Source organism: Nonomuraea sp. NPDC048901, from assembly GCF_040649695.1.
Classification (GTDB): Bacteria; Actinomycetota; Actinomycetes; order Streptosporangiales; family Streptosporangiaceae; genus Nonomuraea.
This window is the reverse complement of the sequence record NZ_JBEZFW010000003.1, coordinates 747331-772384: the sequence shown is the minus strand read 5'-3', so window position 1 is coordinate 772384 and position 25054 is coordinate 747331. Positions and strand designations below refer to the sequence as shown.

Genomic DNA, 25054 nt, shown 5'->3' with positions numbered 1-25054 from the left:
GAGATCCCGACTTGTCGTAAACCCGCCTGGGCTACGCTCGCGTTCGAGACGACAGGACAGCGGGGGGCTGGCATGGCGCAACGGCGGTTACTGGAGGGCCTCGGTGTCAGCGTCGCCGAGGAGACGGCCTACCGTGCGCTGCTCCGCCACGGGCCCGCGACGCTGAGCCAGCTGGCCACCGAGACCGGCACGTCCACCGCCGCCATCCGCCGGATGCTGCCCCGGCTGGAGGACCTCGGGCTGATCTCCCGGGTGGCCGGCCGGCCCCTGCGGCTGATCGCCACGCCGCCGAACATCGCCATCGACGTGCTGGTGGCCCGCCGCCAGGAGGAGATCACGCACAGCCGGGCCGCCGCGGCACTGCTCGCCACCGAGGTGGCCGACCGCACCGGACCGCATCCGGAGGAGGTGCTGGAGGTGGTGACCGGCCGTTACGCCGTCGCCCGCCGCTACCTCCAGCTCGAACGCAGCGTCACGGCCGAGATGCTCGTGCTGGTGCGCCCGCCGTACGCGGTCGACATCCTGGACGATCAGGAGAACCAGCAGCGCGCCGCCCACCAGGGCCCGGTCGTCCGGGGCATCTACGGGCCGCTGGCGTTCGAGGAGCCCGGCATGCTGGAGCACACGCGGCAGGCCATCGCCGACGGCGAGCAGGCCCGGCTGGGGCAGGTGCCCGTCAAGCTGGCCATCGCCGACGGCCGCACGGCCATGTTGCCGCTGGTGTCCGACGAGGACCGGGCGGTGGAGAGCGCGCTGGTCGTCCATCCGTCGGCGCTTCTCGACGCGCTCGTCGGGCTGTTCGAGGTGCTGTGGCAGGCGGCCGTGCCACTGCGGCTGTCAGCGGACCCGGCCGCGCACATCGAACGGGACGTGTGGCCACAGCCGGGCGACACCGAAGTCCTCGCCCTGCTGGCGGTGGGGATGAAGGACGACGCGATCGCGCGGCAGCTCGGTCTCAGCCCGCGTACGGTGCAGCGGCGGGTGCAGGAGCTGTGCGAGCGGCTGGGGGCCCGTACGCGGTTTCACGCCGGGTTCCTGGCCGCGCAGCACGATCTGCTGGTCCTGGATCGCGGGCCTGGCCTGCGGGCGCCTTAACCGGTCTTGGTGGGCATCGGCGTGGGCATGACGCTGGGGGGCATCATCGTAGGCACCGCCGTGGGCAACGGATACGGAGTCGCGGGCATCTGATACGGGCCGGGGTACGGCGGCAGCCGCCGGCAGTAACTCCCGCCAGGGCCCGGACGACAGTCCTGGTAGCCGGGATAGCGCTCCCAGTCCTGCCAGTAGACGCGGGCGGTGTCGCCTCGGTGGACCATGCCGCTGATCACCGCCACGGCGCCGCCCCCGAGCACGCCGCCGATGATCAGCCCGATCAGGCCCGCACCGATGATCTGCGTGGGCTTCAGCCGGAAGAAGTCGTGGAAGCTGTCAGAGCGCGGATGTGGAGCCGTTGTCGCCCAACTGCCTCCGGGCGGCGGACCCGAGACTCGGGTGGTCGCCGCTTCCGCTTCGGGGGGAGCGGCGGGCCGGTCTCCAGGGGTCGGGTCGCGTGGCGCTTCCTCTTCGCCACGCGACCCGGCGTCACGATCATGATCCGCCATCACGATCTCCCTTTACTCGCCCCTCAGGGCGCTCCCAAAGACAAGAGTGCCCTACGTCCCGTAAGGCTGATGTAAGACCTGAGTCGTACCCAAACCTCCCCCTACAGACTGACAAACCCATGCCGAAGCCTCCGTATCGTAATGATGTGTTCGGCAGGGTAATGGGATGGTCGGGACGCCATGGCAGGCTCATGGACGCCCTCCGGGTGGCGCCGCTGGCGGTGTTCTGCCTGTTCATGGCCGTGCCGTACGGGCAGAACGGCCCGTTCGACAACGGCAACCTGTACATAGGGGTGGCCGGCTACCTCGGGCTCTGCGCGGTGCTGATCGTCCCGCTGCTGTGGCGGCGGGACCGGCCACTGACCGTCTTCGCGATCCTCTCACTGGCCTGTTTCGGGCAGTGGCTGGCCAAGATCGATCCGATGCCGGCCAACATCGCGGTGCTGGTGGCGCTCTACTCGGTGGCCTTCCGGTGCAGGTTCCCGTGGGCGGTCGCCGCGGGCGCGGTGGCCGAGGTCGGCGTGCTGCTGGTCATGGTGCACTGGCAGGCGCCGACGTTCAGCCTCTTCTTCAGCGGCTCGATCCTCGTCGTGACGGTCTGGCTGACCGGCCTGTACGCCAGGACCCGCAGCCGCTATCTGGAGAGCCTGGAGGAGCGGGCGGAACGGGCCGAGCGCGAGCGCGACCAGCAGGCCCGGATGGCGGCCGCCGCCGAGCGCACCAGGATCGCCAGGGAGCTGCACGACGTGGTGGCCCACAACGTCAGCGTGATGGTGGTCCAGGCCGACGGGGCCGGGTACGCCATCGACAGCGACCCCGACCAGGCGCGGCAGGCCGTACACGCGATCTCCAAGACCGGACGCGAGGCGCTCGCCGAGATGCGCAGGCTGGTCGGCGTCCTGCGGGAAGACGGGTCCGACGGGACGGACTACACCCCGCAGCCGGGCCTCGCCCAGCTGGAGGAGCTGGTGCGCGGCGCGGGCGTGCCCGCGCGGCTGCGGATCGGGGGCCCACCGGGCGAGCTGCCCGAGGGGCAGCAGCTCGCGGTCTACCGCATCGTGCAGGAGGCGCTGACGAACGCGCTCAAGCACGGCGGCCCCGGCGTCCGCGCGCTGGTCGAGCTACGGTACGCCGGGCGCGAGCTGGTCGTGCGGGTGACCGACGACGGCAGGGGCGCGGCGGCACCACGCAGCCCCGACGGGCACGGGCTGGTGGGGATGCGCGAGCGGGTCGGCATGTACGGCGGAGAGGTGGCGGCCGGGCCGAGATCGGGTGGCGGGTTCGAGGTGCTGGCCAGGCTGCCGGTGCCGGGCACGAGGGCGGCCTGATGATCCGGGTGATGCTGGTCGATGACCAGGAGTTGCTGCGCGCCGGGTTCCGGATGGTGCTGGGCGCCCAGCCCGACATCGAGGTGGTCGCCGAGGCCGGTGACGGGGTGCGGGCGCTGGAGGTGCTGCGCGAGGTCGAGGTGGACGTGGTGCTCATGGACGTACGCATGCCGAGGATGGACGGCGTGGAGGCGACCCGGCGCATCGACGGCCCCAAGGTGCTCATCCTGACCACCTTCGACCTCGACGAGTACGCCTTCGCGGCGGTCAAGGCGGGCGCCTCGGGCTTCCTGCTCAAGGACGTGCCGCCGGCCGACCTGCTGACCGCGATCAGGTCGGTGCACGCGGGCGACGCCGTGGTGGCGCCGAGCACGCTCAAGCGGATGCTCGCCAAGTTCGCCGCGCAACTGCCGACGGAGGAGCTCGCGGCCGCGTCGGAGCTGACGCCACGCGAGCGCGAGGTGCTGCTCATGGTGGCCCGCGGCCTGTCCAACCTGGAGATCGCCACCGAGCTGGAGGTGGCGGAGGCCACGGTCAAGACCCACCTGGGCCGGGTGCTGGCCAAGCTGGGGCTGCGCGACCGCGCCCAGGTGGTGGTCTACGCGTACGAGGCGGGCCTGGTGGTCCCGTCACGTCAGCCGAAAGGCTGACCCGGGTCATCTCAGGACCTACACGAAACCCCTCCTCGGGGCCCATATTTCCTGCATTTTCCGCTTCTAGGTTGGTCACGTTCCCGCAGACGACAAGGAGTGAACGTGACCCTCACCGATATCCGGCGACAGGCCCCTGAGGCGGTGGTGGCCAAAGCGCTGACCAAGGTGTACGGCCAAGGCGACGCGCGGGTCCACGCCCTTCGCGGCGTGGACGTCGCCTTCGCGACGGGCGCGTTCACCGCGATCATGGGCCCGTCCGGTTCCGGCAAGTCCACGCTGATGCACTGCCTGGCCGGGCTCGACACCGCGACCTCCGGCACCGTGCACATCGGCGACGTGGAGCTCACCGGGCTCAACGACAAACAGCTCACGCTGCTGCGCCGCGAGCGGATCGGCTTCATCTTCCAGGCGTTCAACCTGCTGCCGACGCTGACCGCCGAGCAGAACATCCGCCTGCCCCTGGAGATCTCCGCCCGCCAGCCGGACCGGCTGCTCTTCGACCGCGTCATCGAGACCGTCGGGCTGCGCGACCGGCTCGCCCACAAGCCGACCGAACTGTCCGGCGGCCAGCAGCAGCGCGTCGCCGTGGCCAGGGCGCTGATCAGCAAGCCACAGGTGATCTTCGCCGACGAGCCGACGGGCAACCTCGACTCGCGAAGCGGCGCCGAGGTGCTGTCGTTCCTGCGCACCTCCGTACGCGAGCTCGGCCAGACCATCGTCATGGTCACGCACGACCCGGTGGCCGCGGCGTACGCCGACCGCGTGGTCTTCCTGCGCGACGGCGAACTGGTCAGCGAGATCAACGCGCCCTCACCGCAGTCGGTGCTCGACACGCTGATGAAGCTGGAGGCCTGAGTTGCTGAGGACGACTCTGGCCGGGCTGCGCGCGCACAAACTGCGGCTGCTGCTCACCTCACTGGCGATCACGCTGGGGGTCGGCTTCATCGCCGGTACGTTCGTGCTGACCGACACCATGAAAGCCGGCCTGTCGCAGCAGGCCACGGCCGAGGCGGACAAGGTCGGCCTGGCCGTACTGCCCGAGGACCGCGAGGCGGTTCTACCGGAACACCTGCTCGACCAGGTACGCGGCCTGCCCGGCGTACTGGAGGCGCAAGGACTGATCCGCGGCAGCGCGCCATTGCTGGGCAAGGACGGCAAGGTGGTCGGGAACGCGCCGACCACGGCCGTCTCGATCGTGACCGGCCGCCTCGACCGCACCACCATAATCAGCGGCACCGGCCCCGGATCCGACGACCAGGTGGCGGTGCTCGACAAGAACACCGCCAAGGCCCAGGGCCTCAAGCTCGGCGACACGATCACCGTGCTCGACTCCCGGCACCGCGAGCAGCGGTTCAGGCTGGTCGGCATCATGGACACCGGCCTGGACCAGATGCTGGCCTACACCGGCGCGATCGGCTTCACCCCGGCCACGGCTCAGCGGATGACCGGCGCCAAGGGCTTCGCCGAGATCGACATCGCGGGCGACGGCGCGGCGCTCAAGCAGGCGGTCACCTCCGCCGCCTCCGCCGCCGGAGCGGGAGCGGTGGTCAAGACGGGCGCGGAGCTCGCCAAGGGCCTGGCGGCCGAGTCCGGCATCCAGATGGAGTCGCTGACCACCGGCCTGCTGCTGTTCGGCCTGGTGGCCATGCTCGTGGCCGCGCTGGTCATCTACAACACCTTCAACATCCTCGTCGCACAGCGGGCCAGGGAGATGGCGCTGCTGCGCTGCATCGGCGCCACTCGCGGGCAGGTGTTCGGCTCGATCATCCTGGAGTCCACCGCCGTCGGCCTCCTGTCGTCCGCGCTCGGCCTGCTCGCGGGCTACGGCCTCGGCGCGGCCACGCTGGCCGTACTCGGCGCGCTCGACGCCCCGCTGCCCACGAACGCGGCCATCGCGCTGACGCCGGTCACGATGCTCAGCGGGCTGGGCCTCGGCCTGCTGGTCACCGTGGGGGCGGCGCTGCTGCCCGCGCGGGCCGCCACCCGGGTCGCGCCGATCGCGGCGCTGCGCACGCAGGTGGAGGAGCAGACGTTCCGTACCGGCGTCGTACGCGTGCTGCTCGCCACGCTCTTCCTCGTCGCCGGGCTCGGCACGGCCGGCTACGGGGCGCTGGTGATGGAGCCGGGCCAGATGGTGCCGCTCTTCGTCGTCATGGGCGGCGGCGCGCTGACCTTCCTGGCGGTACTGATCCTCGGACCGGTGCTGGTCAAGCCGCTGAGCGCGCTGATCGGCTGGATCCCGGCCAGGCTGTTCGGCGTACCGGGACGGCTGGCCGTGGACAACTCCGGACGCAACCCCCGCCGGGCCGCCACCACGACCGTGGCGCTGACGATCGGCGTGACGCTCATGACGCTGATCTCGGTGGTCACCGCCTCGACGCGGGTGACGATGACGACCAAGCTCGACAACCAGTTCCCCGTCGACTACCTGGTGGCCACCCAGGAGCGCGACGCCGCTGTCCCCCGGTCGGTGGCCGACTCGCTGCGGCGCAGTCCGGAGCTGTCCTCGGTCGTACAGATCCGCGCGGCCAAGGCCAAGATCTCCGACTCCGGCAATTCGGTGCAGGTCGGCACCTTCAACGGACCCTTCAAGCCGGAGGTACGGTCCGGTTCGATGGACCGGCTTGAGCCGGGGCAGGTCGCGGTGACCGCCCCCGCGGCCGGCCGGTTCGGGCTACGGGTCGGCGGCACGGTCGCGGTGCGGACCGCCAAGGCCGGGACCGTCACATTGCGGGTGGTCGCCGTTCTCTCGGGCGATGCGTCCCTGCCGATGTTCACCGTGGCCGAACGACCCTTCGACGAGTACTTCGGCCAGATACCCGACACGCGGGTGATGGTGAACATCAAGGACGGCGTACCCACCGCGCAGGCCCGCAAGGCGGTGGACGCGGCGACGGCGGCCTACCCGATGGTCCAGGTGACGAGCGCGACGGAGGTACGCGGGCAGTTCGACGACACGCTGGACATGTTGCTGATGATCATCACCGGGCTGCTGGGCCTGGCGATCCTGATCTCGCTGCTCGGCATCGCCAACACGCTGTCGCTGTCGGTACATGAACGGACCAGGGAATCGGCGCTGCTGCGGGCCCTCGGGCTGACCAGGCCACAGCTGCGGCGGATGCTCTCGGTGGAGGCGCTGGTGCTCGGGCTTATCGGGGCGGTGGTCGGGGTGGTGCTCGGCGGCGTGTTCGGGTGGGCGGCGATGCGGGCGATGATCGACGGCGCCTGGTTCGTGCTGCCGGTGGGGCAGATCGTGCTGTTCGTGGTGCTGTCGGGGCTGGCCGGGGTGCTGGCCGCGGTACTGCCTGCGCGGCGGGCGGCTCGGGCGTCGATCGTGGGCTCACTAGCAACCGGATAAACCCCGACAAATCACGATAAAAACGGCAACTTCCGGAAAGGAACTATGCGGGACGGCGAGCCGCATCCCTCGTCGTCCCGCACCCCGCCTCCGCCGCTCCTCTGGTGAGCGAGGGGTACGGCCGATCAGCGGGGGGTACGGCCGGGCCAGAGCTCGGCGACCGTTTCCGGATCGAGAAGCGGCCGGGTGACCACCTCACCGGACACCTTGTCGATCACGATGCAGCCCCCGCCGACCGTACTGGGCAGGGTCGCCGGGTCATCGAGCTCAGGCTCTCGCACCCAAGCGACATAACCCTCATTGAACCCATGAATCCCCACCGAGACGGAGTCGTCCGCCCGCCGCACCCCGTTGAAGTACTCCTCCGCCAATGCCCTGGCCTGGTCGAGGTTCATCGCGGTTGCCCCTGCCTGTCGACGATCACGCAGAACACCCCGGTCACGGTTGTATAGGGCGGTTCGACGGCCATGTGGCCCCGCTGGGCATCGATCCAGATCACCTCGCCGCCCGAGTTGACGGCGTTCCACGCATGAGACCCGCCACCGGGCCAGCGCACCACGATCACGGCCGCCGCCCCGTGCCCCGCCTCCAGCAGCCGCCGCGCCACCATCGGATAGGCGTGCCGCCCCTGCCCCAGGTACTGGAACCGCTGCCCCACCCACCGCTCGATCCGCGCAGTGCCCCCGACCTCACCGGTGACCTGCGGCCGCCCGATCCGGTCGTACTCCGCCACCCTCGGCGCCGCCGCAGCGGGCTCGCCGTGCCAGGTGGACAGTACGGCCAGCGCGCAGTCGGCGGCGTTGGACGCACGAAACGGGTCATCGGCCGGACCGCCACCGTTGATCAGCCTGACCCACGTGCCACGCGGATCGGGAAACCGCGTACCGAGCGGAATCGCCAGCGCCAGATCGTGCTCCACCTGCGCATCGGGCTTCGCCAGCCCTCCGGGCACCCCGTAGGGCCGGTAACCGGCCAACCTCGGCGGCCGATGCGACCGCTCGAACCAGTCCCGCTCAGCGACCGTCTGCCGCCCAGCCGCCCCCACCCCATTCCCCTGCCACCCAGAGCCTCCGCTTCCGGCCTCCTGCCGACCAGCACCCCCGCCCCCGGCCCCCTGCCACCCAGAGCCTCCGGCACCAACCTCCTTTGGACCAGCACCCCCGTCCCCCTGCCACCCAGAGCCTCCGGCGCCAACCTCCTGCCGAGCAGAACCTCTGGCGGCCCCGTGCCACCCGGAGCCTCTGGTTCCGGCCTCCTGCCGACCAGGACCGCTGGTCCCGGCCCCGTGCCGCCCAGTTGTCCCGACCCCGGTTTCGCTCAGGGCGGCCGGCCCGACCCCACCTCCCTGAGGCCCAAGCGCCGCAGCGCCCGAGGGCGTCGAAGCGCTGTCGGGCGGGAGCCCCAGAATGGCCGCCGCCGACCCCACCCCGGCTCCGCGCGGAACAGGCGCCACAACCCCACCTTCTTGGGACCCAACCGCCGCAACGCCCAATCCCGGCGAAACGCTGTCCGGCGGGAGCCCCAGAATGGCCGCCGCCGACCCCCCGAACATCCCTGCCCCACCCGTCGCCCCAGCGCCCGGCCCATCCGCACCACCGCTAACCCCGCCGCCGCTGATCCCGCCGCCGGTAATCCCCGCGCCCTCCACGAACGCCGAGCCACCTGCTGAGCCCGGCCTACTCCCGGAGTCCAAGCCACCCCCGGAGTCCAAGCCACCCCCGGAGTCCAAGCCGCCTCCGGTCACCGAGCCACGCCCGGAGACGGCACCGCTCCCGGAGGCCAGGCCATTCCCGGAGACCGAGCCGCCATCAGCCACCCATCCGCCCTCGGACACCGATCCGTTCCGGGACACTGCGCCGCCCCCGGGCAGCGAACCGCCCCCGAAGACCGCGCCACCCCCGGACGCCCTGCCGCTCCCAGGCACCGCTCCGCTCCCGGGCAGCGAGCCGCTGCGGGACACCGAGCCGCCCCCGGAGACCGAGCCGCTCCCAGACACTCTGCCGCTCCCGGAGACCGAGCCGCTCGCGGGCGCGGGCCCGGGGGCCACAGCTGATTCCCCCACTTGTGCCGTGTCACCCGGCACACCGCTCGACGCCTTGTGCCGGGGGATGGCAGGCGCACCGTGTCGCCCGACCGACGAGGCGCCCCGCGAGGCCCCCGACCATGCGGACACGGAACCAGCCGAGGGCGTGGGTGGGTGGGCAGCCGACGTCCCAGCTACGGTCGACCCGCCAACCACAGCCGACCGCTCCGGCGGGGCCGGCCATCGCGCGGCCGATCTCCCGACGGACGGACCCGATAGCGCGGTCAGTGAGGCGCCCCACGGAGTCCCCGGCCATTCGGGTAGCGGGTCGGGCGATGAGTGGGCGGGAGAGGGCGAGCTGGGCGATACGTGGGCGGAAGACGGCGATGGGTGGGCAGAAGAGGGCGGGGCCGGGGTCGAGAGGGGGGAGGCGAGTAGGTCCGAGTCGGCGGCGCGCTCATAGTCGCGCCACCTGACCCCGTCACCCACCACAGGGTCGTAATGCCCCTCGGGAAGGACCCCCCGCACGCTGGACTTGCGGTCGCGGAACACGTCCTGCCTCCTGTCATGGCTCGACGACCGATCGTAGGGCGACGAGCCATCTCGAGGAGGGGAAGTCAGCAAGTTTTGGCGGTCCCAACCAGCCCCCGTACCTGCGCAAACAGGGAGAAGGGCCGCGCTCAGGCGACGTTGACCTGGATGGAGTGCCAGCCGCTCGCGCCGTCAGGCGCCGGCGGCGCCTGCTGTTCGGTCTGGGTACGGCCGGCCGCGTCCGTGGCCCGGACCTCGATCGTGTGCTTGCCGGCAGTGAGGTCCCAGTCGAGCGACCACTGACGCCACGTGTCGGGGCCCGGCACCTGGGCCAGCTTCGCCTGCCGCCACTCACTCCGGTCGACGCGTACCTCCACCGCGTCGATCCCCGTGTGCTGCGCCCAGGCCACCCCCGCGATCGTGGTACGGCCGGCCGTCACCGACGCGCCCGGCTTGGGCAGGTCGATGCGGGACTCCGTCTTGATGGGCCCCTTGGCGGACCAGCCGCGCGGCGTCCAGTACGCCTCGTCCCTGTCGAACCGGGTCACCTTGACGTCCACCACCCACTTGGTCGCCGAGACGTACCCGTAGAGGCCGGGCACCACCTGGCGTACCGGGAAGCCGTGCTCGACGGGCAGGGCCTCGCCGTTCATCGCGATGGCGAACAGCGCGTCGCGCCCGTCCATCACCACGTCGACCGGGGTTCCGGCGGTGAAGCCGTCGTCGGAGGTGGACAGCAGCATGTCGGCGCCGGACTGGAGGCCCGCATCGCGCAGCACGTCGGCCATCCGGGCGCCGAGCCAGCGGGCGTTGCCGATGTACTCGCCGCCGACCTCGTTGGACACGCAGGTCAGCGTGACGTACGACTCGGTGAGGGGGCGCTTCAACAGGTCGGCGTACGTGATCTCGACCGGCCGGTCCACCATCCCGTGGATGCGCAGCGTCCACTGCCGGGGATCGACATGCGGCACGATGAGCGCGGTATCGACCCTATAGAAGTCCTGATTTTTCGTGACGAATGGGGAAAGGCCGCGTATACCGAAATCCGTTCCTTGGGGCAGTGGTTTGGCCGCCACCCTGGGCCTGGGCAGCGCGACCGCCACCCGGGCGGTCTCCGCCGTCTGCCGCCCGCCGAGCACCCGCCCGGCCAGCGTGGCGGCTCCCGCGACCACCACACCGCCCGCGACGCCGCCGAGCAGCCGTCGCCGGTCGAACGAGTACGGCTCCGCCCCGGTCCGCATCACGGCAGGCCGCTCAGCCTCATCGCCGGGAGCCCCCGAAAAATCAGTGGGGGATCCGCCGCTGCCAGACTCAACATCCGAAGCCGACGAAGCCGGCGCCTTGACTCCCGAAGCCGCCGTCGCGCCCGAAGCCGACCGAGCCGCCGCCCTGACGCCCGAAGCGCCCGAAGCGCCCGAAGCGGACGAGCCCGGGACCGCCGCCCCCGCGCCCTCGTACGACTCCCGCACGCCCCGCGCCAGCAGCCACGTGAGCCCCCAAGCCCCGACACCGACCCCCACCACGGTCGGCACCACGTCGAGCGCTCCCGCGCCTGGCCGGGTCACCACCGCCGCGATGCCCACGACGCCGAACACCCCGAGCCCCACCAGCCCGTACGCCACCCGGTGCCGCGCCAGCACGCCGATGACCGCCGCCACCACCGCGAGCACCACCAGCACACCCGCGATGAGCACGGTCTTGTCGTTCGAGCCGAAGTTGCTGATGGCGAACTCTTTGAGCCACGCGGGCGTGTTGTCCACGACCACGTTGCCCACGGCCACCACGGGAAAGGCCGCGGGCTTCAGCACCCCGGCGACGAGCTGCGCGACGCCGAGCGCCACAGCCCCGGCCACCACTCCCGCCAGCGCCCCGGCCCAGGCCGGCATCACATCGTTCTTCTGCACAATTCTGACGCTACGCCTCTGACGGCCAGTGGTTCTTACACGATGGTTACGTCAGCTCGCACAGTCAGCTCGCGATGAGGTCGCGCACGATCGGGGCGAGGGCGCGGAAGGCGCGACCCCGGTGGCTGATGGCGTCCTTCTCGTCGGCGGAGAGCTCTGCCGCGGTGCGGGTCTCGCCCTCGGGCACCAGGATCGGGTCGTAGCCGAACCCGTTGGTGCCGCGGGGCGTCGTGACCAGGTGGCCCGCCAGCGTGCCCTCGACCACGCGCCACTCCCCCGATGGCAGCGCCAGCGCGGCCGCGCACGCGAAGTGGGCGGCCAGCTTGTCGGCGGGCACGTCGGAGATCTGTGCCAGCAGCAGGTCGAGGTTGGCCTTGTCGTCACCGTGGCGCCCGGACCAGCGCGCCGAGAACACCCCGGGCATGCCGTTGAGCACGTCGACGCAGAGGCCGGAGTCGTCGGCCACCGCGGGCAGCCCCGAGCCCTGCGCCACGGCGTGCGCCTTGAGCAGGGCGTTTTCCTCGAAGGTGACGCCGGTCTCGGCCACCTCACCGATCGAGGGGAACTCCTCGAGCCCGACAATGTCGAACCCCGACAGGATCCGGCGCAGCTCGGCGATCTTGCCCGCGTTACGGGTGGCCAGGACGATTTTCATGCTCCCAGCGCCTCCTGCTGGATCAGGGTGAGCTCCTCGCAGCCGGTGACGGCCAGGTCGAGGAGCTGGTTGAGCGCGGCGCGGTCGAACGGCGCGCCCTCGGCGGTGCCCTGCACCTCGACGAAGCTGCCGGCGCCGGTCATCACCACGTTCATGTCGGTCTCGGCCGCCACGTCCTCGGTGTAGCAGAGGTCGAGCATCGGGACCGAGCCGACCACGCCGACCGAGACGGCGGCCACGGAGTCGACCAGCGGCTCGCCGGGGCACATCCGGCGCTCGCGCATCCACGCGACGGCGTCGGCCAGCGCCACGTAGGCGCCGGTGATCGCGGCGGTCCTGGTGCCGCCGTCGGCCTGCAGGACGTCGCAGTCGAGCAGGACGGAGTTTTCGCCCAAAGCCTTGTAGTCGACGCAGGCCCGCAGTGAGCGGCCGATCAGCCGGGAGATCTCGTGCGTGCGCCCGCCGATCTTCCCGCGGACCGACTCGCGGTCATTGCGGGTGTTGGTGGCGCGCGGCAGCATCGCGTACTCGGCCGTGACCCAGCCCTGGCCGCTCCCCCGGCGCCAGCGCGGCACGCTGTCCTGGACCGATGCGGCGCACAGGACCCGGGTGCCGCCGAACTCCACCAGCACCGAACCTTCGGCATGGGTAATCCATTGCCTGGTAATGGTGATGGGGCGGAGCTGATCGGGGTTTCGGCCATCCTGTCGCGACATGCAGATCACCCTATCTCCGCGCCGCAACGCTCTTGACCGAATGTGTCCGACACATGGATCCTTACGCAATGACAACGGGGGTGTTGCGAAACCCTGACTTTCTCCGGTTCCTCAGTTCGCACGTGGCCAACGAACTCGGAGCCAACATTTCCCGCGTGGCGCTCCCTTTGGTCGCCGTGCTGGCTCTGCACGCCGGACCCCTTGAGGTCGGCGTGCTCTCTGCGCTGCAGACGGCGGCGTTCCTCGCGATCGGCCTGCCCGCGGGGGTCTGGGTCGACCGATTGCGCAGGCGCCGCGTGATGGTGACCTCCGACCTGGTCAGGTGCCTCCTGCTGGCGAGCATCCCGGTCAGCGACGCGCTCGGGCTGCTGTCGGTCGGCATGCTGTACGTGGTCGCGCTGCTGGCCGGCACCGCCCAGGTCTTCAACGACGTCGCCGACCAGACCTACCTGCCGGAGCTGGTGAGCAGAGACCGGCTGAGCGACGGCAACTCCAAGCTCGAGTTCGTCCGGTCGAGCGGCTCGCTCGCCGGTCCCAGCCTGGGCGGCGCGCTCGTACAGCTGATCGGCGCCTCGCGCACGATGCTGGCGACCGCGCTGGCCGCGTTGGGCTCCCTGGTCTTCCTGAGCGCCATCAAGACGCCCGACCAGGCGCCGGTCGCCGAGGAACGCCCGCGGATGCGCCAGGGCATCGCCGAAGGGCTCGGGTTCGTCTGGCGCGACCGGCTGTTACGGGCGATCGTCGTCACGACCGCGGCGACGAACCTGAGTCTCAGCGGTGTGATCAGCCTGTCCGTGCTGTTCCTGGCTGACGTGGTCCGGCTGCCGCCCGGCCTGATCGGCGTCATGCTCATGTCGGGCGCGGTCGGCGGGCTGCTCGGCGGCCTCACCGGGAGCCGGTTATTCAGCAGGTACGGCACGGCGAGGGTGACCTGGCTGGCCATCGCCGTCACCTCGCCCTTCGGCCTGCTGCTGCCCATGACGCAGGCCGACTGGCGGGTCGCCTTCTTCGCTATCGCCTCGATCGCGCTGTCATGGGGCGCGATCATCTACAACGTCGGCCAGCTCACTTACCGGCAGACCGTCACGCCGGAGCGCATGCTGGGGCGGGTCAACGCGACGGTCAGGTTCATCGTCTGGGGCACGATGCCGCTGGGCGCGTTGCTCGGCGGCATCGTGGCTCAGCACATCGGGGTGCGAGAGGCCCTGTGGGTCTTCATGGGCGCGCGGCTGCTGTCGTTCCTGCCGCTGATGTTCTCGCCGCTGCCGCGGCTGCGGGACTTCTCGCAGATTCAAGCCAAGTCGTGAGACAGGCTCAGGCCAGGTCGTAGACGGCCCCGCTGCGGGCCAGGTCGATCGGGCCGCTGTAGCCGCCCCGGCAGGCGTCGTCCAGGATCCGCTGCTGGTCGTTCCAGGGGACGAGGTGGGTGAGCACCAGCCGGCCCACCCCGGCCTTGGCGGCGTGCTCGGCGGCCTGGCGGCCCGACATGTGCAGGTCAGTGGGCAGCTCCGGCTGGTCGAGGAACGACGACTCGCACAGCATCAGGTCGACGCCGGCGGACAGCCGCACCACTTCGGCGGACTCGCCGGTGTCGCCCGAGTAGGCCAGGCTCCGGCCGCCGTGCGTGACGCGGAAGCCGTACGCCTCGACCGGGTGGTTGACCTGACCGGCGACCACCGTGAACGGCCCGACCTCGAACGGGCCCGGTGCGAGCGGTACGAAGTCGAAGGCCGTCTCCATGCCCGGCTCCTCCGGCATGCCGTAGGCGGCGGCCAGGCGGCGCGGCGCGTCGGCGGGCGCGTGGACGGGCACCTTGGGGTACGGCGCGGCCGGCCCGTAGGTCCGGGCCACGTGGTAGGCGCACATGTCGAGGCAGTGGTCGGCGTGCAGGTGGCTCAGGCAGATGGCGTCCACGTCGTAGAGCCCGATATGGCGTTGCAGCACTCCCAGGGACCCGTTGCCGAAGTCGAGGAGCAGCCTGAAGCCCTCGGCCTCGACGAGATAGCAGGACGAGGGGCTGTCGGGGCCGGGAAAGCTCCCCGAACAGCCGATGATGGTCACCTTCATGCGGGCCTCCCGTTAGAGGTAGTACCCCCCACTGGTGTGACTTCGACCGCATCGATCTCCGGGCCGAGGAAGCGTCGCCCGAGCCGGGCGAAGAGCAAGGAGTCGCCTGTGGCGCGGAAGCGATGCCGGGGGGTGGCCTCGCTTCCTGCCGCCATGTCACGGTCGTGCAGGATGCGGTAGACGTCCTTGGCCGTCTCGTCGGCGCTGGAGACGAGCGTCACCCCGTCACCGGCGACATAGGAGATCGCGCCGGTGAGCAGCGGGTAGTGGGTGCAGCCGAGGATCAGCGTGTCGCACCCGGCCGCCCTGATGGGGGCCAGGTAGTCGCGCACGACCTCGATGAGCTCCTCGCTCGCCGTCTCGCCGCGTTCGACGTACTCCACCAGGCGTGGGGCGGCCACGCCGGTGAGCTGTACGTCGGGAGCCGCGGTGAAGGCGTCGTGATAGGCCATGGACTCGATGGTCGCCCTGGTGGCGATCACACCGACCCTGCCGGTGCGGGTGGCGCGCACCGCGCGCCGGGTGGCGGGCTGGATCACCTCGACGACCGGCACGTCGTAACGCTCGCGCGCGTCGCGCAGCACGGCGGCACTGGCGCTGTTGCACGCGATCACGAGCATCTTGACGTCGTTCTCGACGAGGTGGTCCATCACCTCCAGCGCGTAGGCCCGGACCTCGGCCAGGCGTTTGGGCCCGTACGGCTGGCGGGCCGTGTCGGCCACATAGGTGATGGATTCATGGGGCAGCTGGTCGATGATCGCCCTGGCGACCGTCAGCCCGCCCACCCCGCTGTCGAAGATCCCAATGCTCGCGTCCGGCACCTTTAGAGGGTAGGCGACCTGCGACATTCTCACTGCGTAAGAATGCTCACAGTTGAATGCTCACAGTCAGCGCGTCAGCCGCGGCCCACCCGCGCGAGCTGGCGGCACTGGGCGACCAGCCTGCCCTCGGAGTCCCACGCCTCGACCTCTTCGTCGAACCAGCCGTCCGAGATGAGGCGGCCGCTGCCGATCAGCGTGAGCCAGCCGGGGGCGGGCAGCGCCCGCAGGTGCCAGGTGAGGTCCACGGTGGGCGCCCAGCCCCGCGCTCCGGCCGAGAACACCACGGGCGGCAGCGCGTCCACGGCCAGCGCGAGCACGTAGGGGTCGGGGTCCTGGGGCTCGGCCATCCTGAAGTACGCCCTGGACTCGGGCCGGCCGCTGGGCTCGCCGGTCAGCCAGCCGATCGTGGGCGGGTCGAAGAGCATTTCCATCCGGGCGTTGAGCGTCATGTTGGACTCGGGCTTGGGCTCGGGCAGCTTGGCGCATTCTTCCGGCCGCGGCATGACATAGATGGATTTATCAGCGTAAGTGGGCTCGACGTCGTGCAACGTGGCCGTGGTGATCAGGCTCTCGATCTGCGCCACCCCGTCCTGGACGAGCGTCGCCCGGGTGAAGGCCGCCGTCCTGCCCGCCTTGAGCTGCTCGATCCGGACCCGGGCGGGGCCGGGCACGGGCGCCTTGAGGAACTGGGCGGACGTGCTCACCGGGTGCTCGAACGGCGACGCGTCCACGACCGCGCGCAGGATCACCGCCAGCAGGTAGCCGCCGTTGAGCGGGCCACCGATCACATAGCCGGGGTCGAGGCAGACGTCGTAGGTGGTCTCGTCGACCCGGATCGCCTGCGTGGCCTCGTCGAACTTGGTCATCGGTGCCGCCCTCGAATCAATCTGGAACTATATTCTAGTAGCCACACAGTCTATTGCAGACCCAGAACATCGGGCCATCAGCGTGCCTACCTGCGAAAACGCCCTCTCGCTGAGACAGTTCGATCATGGGAAGCGTTACCGAACTCATCGGGCAGTCGGTCTGGGACCCCAACGGGGTGTGGGTCGGCCACGTCGTCGACATCCGCGTGATCAAGCACAAAGGCGAACTGCAACAGAGCGCCACCGTCTACGGCCTGGTGGTCTCGGCCCACCGCAGGCCCCTGCTCTGCCTGACTCGCGACTTGCACGGCCGCTGGGGCTGGTTCTCCCGGGCGTTGGCGCGGGTGCTTTATGTGGGATCCACTTTCGTCCCATGGTCGAGCGTCACCGATCACGACGGCGGAGAGGTGCACATCAGCACTTCTCGAAAGGAACTCTCACGGGTCTAAGTACATTGCAAGCGTCCGTCTAGCAACATCAGCTACCGTCTCTGTGGTCATAAGTCCACATTGTGAGTTGAGTGATGTCTGCTAATAATCCCCCGAGTGGCCAGGATCCGAATCGGACGACGGCATACCGCTGGAACCAGGAGCAGCAGCAGCCCGAGAACCCACCGACAATGCCATTGTCATCACAGGGCCAGCCGTATCCTCCGCAGCAGTCCTACCAGCAGCCTCAGTACGGCCAGCAAGCCCCGACAGGGCAGCAGCCGTCCTATGGGCAGCAGGCGTCTTACGGGCAGCAGGGCCCCCAGTATGGGCAACAGCCTTCATACGGCCAGCAGCCATATGGCCAGCAACAGCCCCAATATGGGCAGCAGCCGCCTTCGTACGGCCAGCAGGCCCCCACGTACGGCCAGCAAGCCCCGACAGGACAGCAGCCGTCCTACGGGCAGCAGTCCCCCCAGTACGGGCAGCAGAGCTTTGGGCAACAGGCGTTTGGCCAGCAGGAACAGTACGGCCAGGCCGGTTGGCAGCAGCAGGGCCCCGAGGGCTTCGGCCCCGCCGAGCCCGCCAAGAAGAGCCGCAAGGGCTGGATCATCGCCATCGCCTCCGCGCTGGCCGTGGTCCTGCTCGGCGGCGGCGCGGTCTGGGCGGTCGGCGCGATCGGCGGCGGCGGCACGCAGCCGCACGAGGTGCTGCCCGCCAGTTCGATCGCCTATGTACGGCTCGACCTGGACCCGGCGGCCAACCAGAAGGTGGCGCTGTTCCAGATCGCCAGGAAGTTCACCGTCACCAAGGACACCTTCAAGGGTGACGACCCGCGCCAGGCGCTCTTCGACCTGACGCAGGACAGCGGTTTCTCCAAGGTCGACTTCGCCAAGGACGTCGACCCCTGGCTGGGCAGCAGGATCGGCCTGGCCATCGTCCCGTCGGGCGGCAAGGAGCCCGACTACGCCGTGGCCGTCCAGGTCAAGGACGAGGCGCAGGCCAAGGCGGGCATCACCAAGCTGATGGGCAAGGAGAAGTTCGGCCTGGCCTTCCGTGACGACTACGCGCTGGTGACCTCCAGCCAGTCGCTGGCCGACAAGTACGCCGCCGAGACCACCAGCCTCGCCGACAACGCCGAGTTCAACGACGACGTGAACGCGCTCGGTGAGCAGGGCGTGCTGTCGTACTGGGCGCACCTCGGCAAGGTCGGCGAGCTGGCCGTGACCGACAAGTCGAGCGAAGAGGCCAAGGCGCTCGAGCAGGTCAAGAACGCCAGGTTCGCCGGAGCGCTCCGCTTCGACAGCTCCTACGCCGAGCTGGCCGGTATCGTCAGCGGCGCCGAGGGCATGATCGACGGTGACCTGGAGCCCAGCAAGCTGTCGACGCTTCCCGCCTCGACCGCGGGCGCGCTGTCCTACTCGGGCCTCGACCAGATCATCACCAAGAAGTGGGCCGAGATCGAGCAGTCCGTCGCGGCGTCGCCGGCGGGGGCCCAGTTCAAGCAGTTCATCGACCAGGCCAAGCAGACCTACGGCCTGCAGCTGCCCGACGATCTGGCCACGATCCTCGGCAAGAACCTGACCCTCGCGGTCGACGCCCAGGGCCTGGACAGTGACAAGATCAAGGGCGGCCTCCGCATCACGACGGATCCGGCCAAGGCGCAGGCCGTCTACGACAAGATCCAGAAGGCCATGACGTCCAGCGGTCAGCCCGCTCCCCAGCTCGCCAAGGTCGCGGGTGACGGCACGTTCACGGTGGCGACCACCGACGAGTACGCCAAGGCTCTGGGCGGGGAGGGCACGCTCGGCGAGAGCGAGACCTTCAAGACCGCGATCCCGGACGGCGACGATGCCACCTTCGCCCTGTTCGTGGACCTCGACAAGGTCGAGAAGTACTACCTGCAGAGCATGGAGGGCGACGACAAGGCCAACGCCCAGGTTCTGAAGGCGGTCGGTATGAGCGGCAAGCAGACCGCCACCGAGGCCACCTTCTCGCTGCGGGTCCTGTTCAACTAGCACGAACACGAGTGGCCGCCCCCTACCTGGGGGGCGGCCACTGTCATGCGGCCACTGTCATGCGGTCGCTGTCAGGCGGTCGCTGTCATGCCCAGAGCTGGCCTTCGAGGCGGTGCTCGGCCTCGTCCAGGGTGCCTTCGTAGGCGCCCGTGGACAGGTACTTCCAGCCACCGTCGGCGACCACGAAGACGACGTCGGCGCTCTCCCCCGCCTTCACCGCCTTGGCGGCCACGCCCAGAGCGGCGTGCAGCGCCGCCCCCGTGGACACCCCGGCGAAGATCCCCTCCGCGGCGAGCAGTTCGCGGGTACGGCGCAGCGCGTCGGCCGAGCCCACCGAGAACCGCGTGGTGAGCACGGACTCGTCGTAGAGCTCCGGGATGAACCCTTCGTCCACGTTCCGCAGCCCATAGACCAGCTCGCCGTAACGCGGCTCGGCGGCCACGATCCGCACGCCGGGCACGCGCTCGCGCAGGAAGCGCCCCACCCCCATGAGGGTCCCCGTCGTGCCGAGCCCGGCGACGAAGTGGGTCACGGTGGGCAGGTCCTCAAGGATCTCGGGTCCGGTCGACTTGTAGTGGGAGCGCCAGTTGGCCGGATTGCCGTACTGGTAGAGCATCACCCAGTCCGGGTGCTCGGCCGCGAGCTCCTTGGCCACCCGTACAGCCTCGTTGGAGCCCCCGGCCGCTGCGGACGAGATGATCTCCGCCCCCCACATGCGCAGCAGCTGGCGGCGCTCCTCGGAGGTGTTCTCCGGCATGACGCAGATCAGCTTGTAGCCCTTGAGCTTGGCCGACATCGCCAGGGAGATGCCGGTGTTGCCGCTGGTGGGCTCCAGGATCGTGCAGCCGGGTGTGAGCAGCCCGTCCTTCTCGGCCTGCTCGACCATCCAGAGCGCGGGCCGATCCTTGATCGACCCGGTCGGGTTGCGGTCTTCGAGCTTGGCCCAGAGGCGTACCTCGGCCGACGGCGAGAGCCGGGGAAGGCCGACGAGCGGCGTGCGACCGACCGAGTCGATCAACGATTCGAAGCGCATGTCACCCGCCGGCGACGGCGGGCAGCACGGTCACCGTGTCGCCGTCGGACACGGGCGTGCCGAGGCCGCCGAGGAAGCGCACGTCCTCGTCGTTGAGGTAGACGTTGACGAAGCGGCGCAGGTTGCCCTGGTCGACCAGGCGGTCCTTGATCCCGGGGTGCAGGGACTCAAGGTTGCTGATCAGCTCGTCGAGGGTGGCGCCCTCGGCGTCGACGGCTTTGGCGCCGGCGGTGTACGTACGAAGAATGGTCGGAATGCGAACCTCGATGGCCATCGCGGTCAGTCTCCTCGGGTCAGGTCGTCGTCCCATCGGCAGCAACGCCGACGGCTGAACACGGATTCCTGATCAGCGACAGTCGTAGACGACGACAGCCGGGGTATGCGCGAAGAGGTAGCTCTGCACCGGCCGGACCATCATGGTACGAACCTTACCTCTTCCTCTGTTATCGCCCCATCGAGGATCCGGTACGAGCGAAACTCCGTCTCGTTCTCGTCCCTGGTCGAGACCAGAACGTAGTGGGCGTCCGGCTCTGAGGCGTAGGTCACGTCGGTCCGCGAGGGGTAGGCCTCGGTCGCCGTGTGGGAGTGGTAGATCACGACGGGCTCCTCGTCGCGGTCGTCCATCTCGCGCCAGACGCGCAGCTGCTCCAGCGAGTCGAAGCGGTAGAAGGTGGGCGAGCGCTCGGCGTTCTCCATCGGGACGAACCGCTCGGGCACCCCGCCCCGTCCCGCGATCACGCCGCACGCCTCGTCCGGGTGGTCGGCCCGCGCGTGGGCAATGATCTTGTCCACGAGTTCCTGCGAGATGGTCAGCATGTCGGGGAAATTACCAGAGGGCCCGGACCAGGGTGTCCTGCAGGTAGGTCAGCCAGTCGTAGGTGACGTAGGCCGGGTAACGAGGGTCGTCCTCGGACATCGTGGCGATCTCGTCGTGGATCTCCTCGGTCACCTCGAGCTTGGTGCCGAGGGCCAGCCGTACGTCGTTGAGCGAACGCAGCCACGCCTGGGCCTGCTCGGGCGACAGCTCGCTGCGGCCCGGCCTGGCGCTGTCGAGCATGGTCTGCGCGTCGGCGCGCTTGCCGTCGCGCAGCGTCGCCTCGGTGTAGCGGCGGAACTCCGCCGCCTCCTTCTCATCCTGGTAGGCCGAGGGGAACAGGCGGGCGAGCACCGGATCGGACGGCGCCGCCCCGGCCCCGACGCCGATCCCGAGCGCCCGCTCCAGCGGGTCGTCGCCCGTCTCGCCCGGCGCCACCAGACCGAGCACCTGGGTGACCAGCGAGCGCAGGATCGACACCTCCGCCGCCTCGAACTCCGCGATGACGCCACCGCCGTCCCGCGTCGAGAACCCCGAGTTCACGTGTGCCGCCTCACTTGACCGAATCCGGCTGAACCGTCGCCCACAGCCCGTAGGAGTGGAGGATCTGCACGTCGCGCTCCATCTCCTCCCGGGTGCCGCTGGACACGACGGCTTTGCCTTTCTTGTGCACGTCCATCATGAGTTTTTCGGCCTTCTCCTTGGAGTAGCCGAACACCGTCTGGAAGACGTACGTCACGTAGGACATGAGGTTGACCGGGTCGTTCCAGACGATCGTCACCCATGGCAGGTCGGGCCGGACGTCCGTTGACGGACGCTCGACGGCCATTGGAGCAGTGCTACCCACATCCCCCATCCTGCCCTACCCCGGCCGTAGTCTTCGAGTCGTGGCAATGACCATGAGCACTGCGTTGCTCACAGATCACTATGAACTGACGATGCTTCAGGCGGCACTGCGGAGCGGCGCCGCCCACCGGCGGGCGGTTTTCGAGGTGTTCGCCCGGCATCTACCGGGCGGACGGCGCTACGGGGTTGTCGCCGGGACGGGACGTGTCCTGGACGAGCTGGAGAACTTCCGTTTCGGTGACGAAGAGCTGACCTATCTGCGGGAGAACGAGGTGGTCGACGAGGCGACCCTCGATTTCCTCGCCGGCTACCGGTTCTCCGGAGACGTCTACGGTTACCGCGAGGGCGACGTCTACTTCCCCGCCTCCCCGATCATGGTGGTGGAAGGAACGTTCGCGGAGGCCGTACTCCTGGAGACTTTGACCCTTTCCATCCTCAATCATGACTGCGCCATCGCCTCCGCCGCCTCCCGGATGACGAACGCGGCGGGCAAGCGCCCGATCATCGAGATGGGCTCGCGCCGTACGCACGAGTGGGCCGCCGTGGCCGCCGCCCGCGCCGCCTACATCGCCGGGTTCGCCTCCACCTCCAATCTGATGGCCGGGCGGGTCTACGGCGTACCGACGGCCGGTACGGCGGCGCACGCGTTCACGCTGCTGCACGACTCCGAGCGGGACGCGTTCGAGGCCCAGATCGCCACTCTCGGCCCGGAGACCACGCTGCTGGTCGACACCTACGAGGTGGCCGACGCGGTCCGCACGGCGATCGAGCTGGCCGGCGCCAAGCTGGGCGCGGTGCGGATCGACTCGGGCGACCTGGCGGCGGCCGCGCAGGAGGTACGCGAGCAGCTCGACGCGCTCGGCGCCTTCAACACGCGCATCGTGGTCACCTCCGACCTGGACGAGTACGCCATCGCCGCCCTGGCCGCCGCCCCCGTCGACGGCTACGGCGTGGGCACCTCGCTGGTGACGGGCTCGGGCGTGCCCACCGCCGCGCTGGTGTACAAGCTGGTGGCGCGCGAAACCGCGGCGGGCGTCATGGAGCCGGTCGCCAAGCGGTCGGTCGGCAAGCCGTCGCGTGGGGGACGCAAGGAGTCCTACCGCCTGTTCGACGAGAGCGGGCACGCCGACACCGAGCTGATCACCACGTCGGGGCCGGCGCCGGAGGGCGGTGTGCGGCTGCTGCACCAGCTCGTACGAGACGGCGAGGTCATCGGCAGGGAGCCGTTGACCGCGGCCCGCGAGCGACACGCCGAGACGATCGCACACCTGCCCCAGGAGGCGCTGCACCTTGGCAGGGGGTATGCGGCGATCGCCACGGAGTTCGCCTGACGTATGGTGCTTCGTATGGGGACCGCGCTGATCATCGTGGACGTGCAGAACGACTTCTGCGAGGGCGGGAGTCTGCCCGTGGCGGGCGGTTCCGAGGTGGCCGCCGCGATCACCCGCTACGTGGACGACCACGGCTATGACCACGTGGTGGCCACCCGCGACTACCACGTCGACCCGGGCGGCCACTTCTCCGACACCCCCGACTACGTGACGACATGGCCCGCGCACTGCGTCGCGGGCACGCCGGGGGCGGACTTCCACCCGGCGTTCGACGTCTCGGCGGTGGAGGAGGTCTTCTCCAAGGGCGCCCACGCCGCCGCGTACAGCGGGTTCGAGGGCACCTCCGGTGACGACGTGTCGCTGGCCGCCTGGCTGGACGAGCACGGGGTGAGCGAGGTGGACGTGGTGGGGATCGCCACGGACCACTGCGTCCGCGCCACGGCGCTCCACGCGGTCCAGCACGGCCTGGCCGTACGTGTGCTGCTCGACCTCACGGCCGGGGTGGCACGGGAGACCACGGACCGCGCGCTGGCGGAACTGAGGGCCGCGGGCGCCGTCCTGCAGGGCACACCGTCCGTGGGCTGACTTTCTTTCGCACGCTGACTTTCTTTCGCGCGGCGACTTTCTCTCGCGCGCCGTTCGTGTGCCGCCCATCGCAGGCCGCGTGGAGCGTCAGCCACGAAGAGTACGCGATGCGCGACGCTGCGGTCATGTGATATCCAGAAGGCGAACGCTCTCCGCGCCCACCCCGCCACGGAGAGCGATATGACTTCTTTCTGGTGTGAGGTTCCCCATGCTCACCTTTTCCCTCGGCCTCGCCTGGCTGCTGCTCGCCCCGCTCAGCCTCTGGGTGCTCGTCCGCGGACGCAACGGAGCCAGGGTCGGGGCCGTGGTGACGCTGGCACTGCTGGAGGCGGCCACGGTCGCGATGACCGCCGAGGAGCGGGAAGCCGCGGTCGTCGCCCATGAGGCGCCACCGAGCGTGTTCTCGATGGCGTGCGCGGCGCGTACGCCGATGCCGCAGACGGCCCGGCTGAGCGGCGCGCGCGACGATCTCACGCTGTCCTGGCCCGCCGCGCCCGACGAGTGCGCGACGGCGCAGGTCACGCTCCGCCCCAAGGGACGCGGGCTGCGCGTCTGGATCCGCGAAGGGCCGACGGTCGGCGAGGGCAAGGAGGCGCGTACGGTGCCCGTACACGTTGTCGGGGGCGCCGCCTCGCTGCGAGTGCCGCTCGACCCGCCGGCCCCCGCGCGGCTCAGCCCGGTCGACGGCCGCACCGGCCACCGCATCCCAGCCGCAACCGACGACCGTCCTGGCACCTCAGCCGGGACCGCGGAACGTCCGGGCACCTCAGCCGGGACCGCGGAACGTCCCGGCACCTCAGCTGAACATCCTGGAACCCCAGCAGCGACCGACGGACATCCTGGCGTGCCAGCCGCGACCGACAGACGACGTCCTATGAGATGACGGAGCCCTGCCGCAGCGCCTCGTCCAGATCGGCGTAGACCTCGAACGCGTGCCGCAGCCCTGTGATGAACAGCACCCGCCCCATGACCCCTTGAACCCCGCCCAGCAGCAACCGGGTCCCCCTGGCCTCGCACCGCTGCAGCACTTCGACCAGCTCGTTCATCCCCAGGGAGTCGCAGAAGGTGATCTCCCGCAGGTCCATGATCAGGACGGGCATCGCCGGGTGCGCCCAGACGCGCTCCATGTGCTCCCGGAAGACGGGCACCGCGGAGGCGTCGAGATCGCCGTTCAGCCGGGTGACGATGGCGTTTCCCGAGAGGCCGGAAGTGACGACGAACGTCGATTTACCCGTGGCCCCAGCTGACATGGAAGAAATCCTTCTGTTCATCCAAGGCAGCCATCGTGGGTCGTAGCCGATGCGGCTGGGCGTCCGCCGAAAGGCCACCGCGATGTGACCAACTGTGTTACTCACCTCTGGATCGGCGCCCGGCACGGCCATGAACAGGCTCTTCGCTGCCGTGTCCTAACCGTGACACTATTCGGGGCCCACGGCCACCGGATCGCGAAGATCCCTATCACGCCCGGCTTGGGGT

26 protein-coding genes are annotated in these 25054 nt (G+C 70.0%); 11 read left to right on the top strand and 15 right to left on the bottom strand.

Features of this window, described 5'->3' with window-relative positions; genetic code table 11:
• Positions 1–72: 72 nt before the first annotated feature.
• Complete coding sequence (locus AB0C30_RS13065) at positions 73–1095, top strand: helix-turn-helix domain-containing protein (RefSeq protein ID WP_357942793.1); 1023 nt, start codon at positions 73–75, stop codon at positions 1093–1095.
• Here the strand turns inward: AB0C30_RS13065 and AB0C30_RS13060 are convergent.
• Positions 1092–1601, bottom strand: coding sequence for a hypothetical protein (locus AB0C30_RS13060; protein ID WP_357942791.1), 510 nt, complete (start codon positions 1599–1601; stop codon positions 1092–1094). The two genes, AB0C30_RS13065 and AB0C30_RS13060, sit on opposite strands and share 4 nt — an antisense overlap.
• A gap of 146 nt (positions 1602–1747) precedes the next feature.
• Here AB0C30_RS13060 and AB0C30_RS13055 point away from each other — a divergent pair, with 146 nt between their 5' ends.
• The 4 genes from AB0C30_RS13055 (at position 1748) to AB0C30_RS13040 (ending at position 6940) form a co-directional block, all read left to right on the top strand.
• Positions 1748–2929: a sensor histidine kinase gene (locus AB0C30_RS13055; protein WP_357942789.1), complete on the top strand. Its 1182-nt coding sequence runs from the start codon at positions 1748–1750 to the stop codon at positions 2927–2929.
• Positions 2929–3579: a response regulator transcription factor gene (locus AB0C30_RS13050; protein WP_357942787.1), complete on the top strand. Its 651-nt coding sequence runs from the start codon at positions 2929–2931 to the stop codon at positions 3577–3579. Before AB0C30_RS13055 ends, AB0C30_RS13050 begins: the two co-directional genes overlap by 1 nt.
• A 105-nt stretch (positions 3580–3684) precedes the next feature.
• A complete protein-coding gene (locus AB0C30_RS13045; RefSeq protein WP_357942785.1) occupies positions 3685–4437 on the top strand; it encodes an ABC transporter ATP-binding protein in 753 nt (250 codons plus the stop codon).
• Position 4438: 1 nt separating this feature from the next.
• Positions 4439–6940, top strand: a complete 2502-nt coding sequence (locus AB0C30_RS13040) for an FtsX-like permease family protein (protein WP_357942783.1) — start codon at positions 4439–4441, stop codon at positions 6938–6940.
• 125 nt (positions 6941–7065) lie between these two features.
• On the opposite strand, the gene AB0C30_RS13035 is transcribed toward AB0C30_RS13040, so the two are convergent.
• The 5 genes from AB0C30_RS13035 to rph form a co-directional block, all read right to left on the bottom strand.
• The gene (locus AB0C30_RS13035; protein ID WP_357942781.1) at positions 7066–7335 is read right to left on the bottom strand and encodes a hypothetical protein; all 270 of its coding nucleotides are present in this window, start codon (positions 7333–7335) and stop codon (positions 7066–7068) included.
• Positions 7332–7985 carry a toxin glutamine deamidase domain-containing protein gene (locus AB0C30_RS13030; protein ID WP_357942779.1) on the bottom strand — a complete coding sequence of 218 codons (654 nt, stop codon included), beginning with the start codon at positions 7983–7985 and terminating at the stop codon, positions 7332–7334. Before AB0C30_RS13030 ends, AB0C30_RS13035 begins: the two co-directional genes overlap by 4 nt.
• Before the next feature lie 1658 nt (positions 7986–9643).
• Entirely contained in the window at positions 9644–11398 is a 1755-nt protein-coding gene (locus AB0C30_RS13025) for a molybdopterin-dependent oxidoreductase (protein WP_357942777.1), read from the bottom strand.
• A gap of 64 nt (positions 11399–11462) precedes the next feature.
• Positions 11463–12053, bottom strand: coding sequence for an RdgB/HAM1 family non-canonical purine NTP pyrophosphatase (rdgB, locus tag AB0C30_RS13020; protein WP_357942775.1), 591 nt, complete (start codon positions 12051–12053; stop codon positions 11463–11465).
• Positions 12050–12769 carry a ribonuclease PH gene (gene rph / locus AB0C30_RS13015; RefSeq protein ID WP_225290424.1) on the bottom strand — a complete coding sequence of 240 codons (720 nt, stop codon included), beginning with the start codon at positions 12767–12769 and terminating at the stop codon, positions 12050–12052. The genes rdgB and rph overlap by 4 nt, the downstream gene beginning before the upstream one ends.
• Before the next feature lie 53 nt (positions 12770–12822).
• Between rph and AB0C30_RS13010 the strand changes: the two genes are divergently transcribed.
• Positions 12823–14076, top strand: a complete 1254-nt coding sequence (locus AB0C30_RS13010; protein ID WP_357942773.1) for an MFS transporter — start codon at positions 12823–12825, stop codon at positions 14074–14076.
• Between the two features lie 7 nt (positions 14077–14083).
• Here the strand turns inward: AB0C30_RS13010 and AB0C30_RS13005 are convergent, their stop codons facing one another.
• The 3 genes from AB0C30_RS13005 to AB0C30_RS12995 form a co-directional block, all read right to left on the bottom strand.
• Entirely contained in the window at positions 14084–14836 is a 753-nt protein-coding gene (locus AB0C30_RS13005) for an MBL fold metallo-hydrolase (protein WP_357942771.1), read from the bottom strand.
• Positions 14833–15657 (bottom strand): glutamate racemase, encoded by an 825-nt coding sequence (gene murI / locus AB0C30_RS13000; protein ID WP_357942769.1) that lies wholly within the window; start codon positions 15655–15657, stop codon positions 14833–14835. The genes AB0C30_RS13005 and murI overlap by 4 nt, the downstream gene beginning before the upstream one ends.
• Before the next feature lie 74 nt (positions 15658–15731).
• Positions 15732–16523, bottom strand: coding sequence for a thioesterase family protein (locus AB0C30_RS12995; RefSeq protein WP_357942767.1), 792 nt, complete (start codon positions 16521–16523; stop codon positions 15732–15734).
• A gap of 125 nt (positions 16524–16648) precedes the next feature.
• On the opposite strand from AB0C30_RS12995, the gene AB0C30_RS12990 reads away from it, so the two are divergent.
• Positions 16649–16972 (top strand): hypothetical protein, encoded by a 324-nt coding sequence (locus AB0C30_RS12990; protein ID WP_357942765.1) that lies wholly within the window; start codon positions 16649–16651, stop codon positions 16970–16972.
• 170 nt (positions 16973–17142) lie between these two features.
• The gene (locus AB0C30_RS12985) at positions 17143–18969 is read left to right on the top strand and encodes a DUF3352 domain-containing protein (RefSeq protein ID WP_357942763.1); all 1827 of its coding nucleotides are present in this window, start codon (positions 17143–17145) and stop codon (positions 18967–18969) included.
• Between the two features lie 85 nt (positions 18970–19054).
• Here the strand turns inward: AB0C30_RS12985 and AB0C30_RS12980 are convergent, their stop codons facing one another.
• The 5 genes from AB0C30_RS12980 to clpS form a co-directional block, all read right to left on the bottom strand.
• On the bottom strand, positions 19055–20002 hold the full coding sequence (locus AB0C30_RS12980) for a cysteine synthase (RefSeq protein WP_357942761.1): 948 nt from the start codon (positions 20000–20002) through the stop codon (positions 19055–19057).
• Between the two features lies 1 nt (position 20003).
• Positions 20004–20276 (bottom strand): MoaD/ThiS family protein, encoded by a 273-nt coding sequence (locus AB0C30_RS12975; protein ID WP_225290416.1) that lies wholly within the window; start codon positions 20274–20276, stop codon positions 20004–20006.
• A gap of 140 nt (positions 20277–20416) precedes the next feature.
• Complete coding sequence (locus AB0C30_RS12970) at positions 20417–20818, bottom strand: M67 family metallopeptidase (protein WP_357942759.1); 402 nt, start codon at positions 20816–20818, stop codon at positions 20417–20419.
• Positions 20819–20828: 10 nt separating this feature from the next.
• The gene (locus tag AB0C30_RS12965) at positions 20829–21359 is read right to left on the bottom strand and encodes a DUF2017 domain-containing protein (protein ID WP_357942757.1); all 531 of its coding nucleotides are present in this window, start codon (positions 21357–21359) and stop codon (positions 20829–20831) included.
• A gap of 10 nt (positions 21360–21369) precedes the next feature.
• The gene (gene clpS / locus AB0C30_RS12960) at positions 21370–21672 is read right to left on the bottom strand and encodes an ATP-dependent Clp protease adapter ClpS (RefSeq protein WP_219526749.1); all 303 of its coding nucleotides are present in this window, start codon (positions 21670–21672) and stop codon (positions 21370–21372) included.
• A gap of 37 nt (positions 21673–21709) precedes the next feature.
• On the opposite strand from clpS, the gene AB0C30_RS12955 reads away from it, so the two are divergent.
• From AB0C30_RS12955 to AB0C30_RS12945, 3 genes are all read left to right on the top strand, one after another.
• Positions 21710–22993 (top strand): nicotinate phosphoribosyltransferase, encoded by a 1284-nt coding sequence (locus tag AB0C30_RS12955; protein WP_357942755.1) that lies wholly within the window; start codon positions 21710–21712, stop codon positions 22991–22993.
• 15 nt (positions 22994–23008) lie between these two features.
• Entirely contained in the window at positions 23009–23578 is a 570-nt protein-coding gene (locus AB0C30_RS12950) for a nicotinamidase (protein WP_357942753.1), read from the top strand.
• A gap of 208 nt (positions 23579–23786) precedes the next feature.
• The gene (locus tag AB0C30_RS12945) at positions 23787–24461 is read left to right on the top strand and encodes a hypothetical protein (RefSeq protein ID WP_357942751.1); all 675 of its coding nucleotides are present in this window, start codon (positions 23787–23789) and stop codon (positions 24459–24461) included.
• Here AB0C30_RS12945 and AB0C30_RS12940 read toward each other — a convergent pair.
• On the bottom strand, positions 24451–24828 hold the full coding sequence (locus AB0C30_RS12940; RefSeq protein ID WP_357942749.1) for an anti-sigma factor antagonist: 378 nt from the start codon (positions 24826–24828) through the stop codon (positions 24451–24453). The two genes, AB0C30_RS12945 and AB0C30_RS12940, sit on opposite strands and share 11 nt — an antisense overlap.
• Positions 24829–25054 lie beyond the last annotated feature (226 nt).

Coding starts and splice junctions, on each gene's coding strand:
- AB0C30_RS12950 (WP_357942753.1), top strand. CDS start 23,009: ATGGGGACCGCGCTGATCATCGTGGACGTGCAGAACGACTTCTGCGAG.
- AB0C30_RS13065 (WP_357942793.1), top strand. CDS start 73: ATGGCGCAACGGCGGTTACTGGAGGGCCTCGGTGTCAGCGTCGCCGAG.
- AB0C30_RS12980 (WP_357942761.1), bottom strand. CDS start 20,002: ATGCGCTTCGAATCGTTGATCGACTCGGTCGGTCGCACGCCGCTCGTC.
- AB0C30_RS12995 (WP_357942767.1), bottom strand. CDS start 16,523: ATGACCAAGTTCGACGAGGCCACGCAGGCGATCCGGGTCGACGAGACC.
- rdgB (WP_357942775.1), bottom strand. CDS start 12,053: ATGAAAATCGTCCTGGCCACCCGTAACGCGGGCAAGATCGCCGAGCTG.
- AB0C30_RS13010 (WP_357942773.1), top strand. CDS start 12,823: ATGGATCCTTACGCAATGACAACGGGGGTGTTGCGAAACCCTGACTTT.
- AB0C30_RS12940 (WP_357942749.1), bottom strand. CDS start 24,828: ATGTCAGCTGGGGCCACGGGTAAATCGACGTTCGTCGTCACTTCCGGC.
- AB0C30_RS12970 (WP_357942759.1), bottom strand. CDS start 20,818: ATGCTGACCATCTCGCAGGAACTCGTGGACAAGATCATTGCCCACGCG.
- AB0C30_RS12990 (WP_357942765.1), top strand. CDS start 16,649: ATGGGAAGCGTTACCGAACTCATCGGGCAGTCGGTCTGGGACCCCAAC.
- AB0C30_RS13005 (WP_357942771.1), bottom strand. CDS start 14,836: ATGAAGGTGACCATCATCGGCTGTTCGGGGAGCTTTCCCGGCCCCGAC.
- AB0C30_RS13050 (WP_357942787.1), top strand. CDS start 2,929: ATGATCCGGGTGATGCTGGTCGATGACCAGGAGTTGCTGCGCGCCGGG.
- clpS (WP_219526749.1), bottom strand. CDS start 21,672: ATGGGGGATGTGGGTAGCACTGCTCCAATGGCCGTCGAGCGTCCGTCA.
- AB0C30_RS13060 (WP_357942791.1), bottom strand. CDS start 1,601: ATGGCGGATCATGATCGTGACGCCGGGTCGCGTGGCGAAGAGGAAGCG.
- AB0C30_RS12945 (WP_357942751.1), top strand. CDS start 23,787: ATGCTCACCTTTTCCCTCGGCCTCGCCTGGCTGCTGCTCGCCCCGCTC.
- rph (WP_225290424.1), bottom strand. CDS start 12,769: ATGTCGCGACAGGATGGCCGAAACCCCGATCAGCTCCGCCCCATCACC.
- AB0C30_RS12955 (WP_357942755.1), top strand. CDS start 21,710: ATGACCATGAGCACTGCGTTGCTCACAGATCACTATGAACTGACGATG.
- AB0C30_RS12975 (WP_225290416.1), bottom strand. CDS start 20,276: ATGGCCATCGAGGTTCGCATTCCGACCATTCTTCGTACGTACACCGCC.
- AB0C30_RS12985 (WP_357942763.1), top strand. CDS start 17,143: ATGCCATTGTCATCACAGGGCCAGCCGTATCCTCCGCAGCAGTCCTAC.
- AB0C30_RS13035 (WP_357942781.1), bottom strand. CDS start 7,335: ATGAACCTCGACCAGGCCAGGGCATTGGCGGAGGAGTACTTCAACGGG.